General features: G+C 73.3%; 1 protein-coding gene. It reads left to right on the top strand.

Features of this window, described 5'->3' with window-relative positions:
• Positions 1 to 180: 180 nt before the first annotated feature.
• Entirely contained in the window at positions 181 to 1,692 is a 1,512-nt protein-coding gene (locus ACIQOV_RS40380) for a gamma-aminobutyraldehyde dehydrogenase (protein ID WP_401055981.1), read from the top strand.
• Positions 1,693 to 1,713: the final 21 nt, after the last annotated feature.

The raw sequence follows: 1,713 nt of genomic DNA, 5'->3' as shown, positions 1-1,713 counted from the left end.
CCCCCCGACGAGGTGTTGCCCTGCCCGCACCCTTGCACCCTGTAAGGCCCTTCGCGCCGAGGTTGTCGAAGTGACCCTTGTCACCCCAACCCCGCAGCAGGCAAGGTCAGCGGGACCGCAGACCCCCACCGCGGACGCGTGACCCCGCAGCGGTCGAACCACGGCACTTGGAGGAACCAGATGGACCTGACCGACTTCGGCCCGGGCGCGCAGTACATCGCGGGCCGCCTGACCCGGGGGAGCGGAGACCCCTTCCGGGTCGTCAACCCCGCCGACGGCAGCGTGGTCGAGCAGGTCGCGCTGGCCACCGCCGAGGACGTGGACACCGCCGTCGCCGCCGCCAGGGCCGCCCTGCCCGGCTGGTCCTCGGCCACCCCGGGCGCGCGCTCCGAGGCGCTCACCCGGCTGGCCGCCGTCCTGGCCGGGGCGGCCGACGACCTGGCCCGGGTGGAGACCGCGCAGACCGGCAAGCCGGTCAAGCTGGCCACCGAGTTCGACGTGCCCGGCACCGTCGACAACGCCGCCTTCTTCGCCGGCGCCGCCCGCAACCTGGAGGGCAAGGCGGCCGGCGAGTACTCCGGCGACCACACCTCCTACGTGCGGCGCGAGGCGGTCGGCGTGGTCGGCTCGATCTCGCCGTGGAACTACCCGCTGCAGATGGCCGCGTGGAAGATCCTCCCGGCGATCGCCGCGGGCAACACCATCGTGCTCAAGCCGGCCGAGCTGACCCCGCTGACCTCGCTGATGTTCGCCCGGGCCTGCACCGAGGCGGGCATCCCGGACGGCGTGGTCAACGTGGTCACCGGCGCCGGGCGCACCGCGGGCGAGCACCTGGTCGGGCACCCGGACGTCGCGATGGTCTCCTTCACCGGCTCCACCGGCGTCGGCAGGCGGGTCGCCGAGATCGCCACCGCGAGCGTCAAGCGCACCCACCTGGAGCTCGGCGGCAAGGCCCCGTTCGTGGTCTTCGACGACGCGGACCTGGACGCCGCGGTGCACGGAGCGGTCGCGGCCTCGCTGATCAACGCCGGCCAGGACTGCACGGCGGCCACCCGCGCCTACGTCCAGCGCCCGCTGTACGACGCCTTCACGGCCGGGGTGGCCGAGCTGTTCGCGGCGATCCGGATCGGTGACCCGCTGAACCCGCGCACCGACCTCGGCCCGCTGGTCTCGTACGCCCACCGGGACCGGGTGGCCGGCTTCGTGGAGCGCGCCCGCTCGTACGCCACCGTGGTCACCGGCGGCCGGGTCCCGGAGCGGGGCCACGACGGCTACGACCTCACCCGGGGCGCGTACTACCCGCCCACCCTGATCACCGGCGCGGCCCAGGACAGCGAGGTCGTGCAGGGCGAGGTCTTCGGCCCGGTGCTGGTCGTGCTGCCCTTCGACGGCGACGACGAGGGCCTGCGGCTGGCCAACGACACCCCGTACGGGCTGGCCGCCTCCGCCTGGACGAGCAATGTGCACCGCTCGCTGCGCGCCACCCGGGAGATCGCGGCCGGCTGCGTCTGGGTCAACGACCACATCCCGATCATCAGCGAGATGCCGCACGGCGGCTACAAGGCGTCCGGCTACGGCAAGGACATGTCCCAGTACTCGCTGGACGAGTACACCCAGGTGAAGCACGTCATGTTCGACACCACCGCGGTGGCCCGCAAGGACTGGCACCGCACCGTCTTCGGAGACAGATAACCCCCGGCCCAAGCGGGTGCC

The sequence above is a fragment of the Kitasatospora sp. NPDC091257 genome, assembly GCF_044757675.1.
Taxonomy (GTDB): domain Bacteria; phylum Actinomycetota; class Actinomycetes; order Streptomycetales; family Streptomycetaceae; genus Kitasatospora; species Kitasatospora lactacystinica.
The sequence above is the reverse complement of the archived record's forward strand: the minus strand, read 5'-3'. Positions and strand labels throughout refer to the sequence as shown.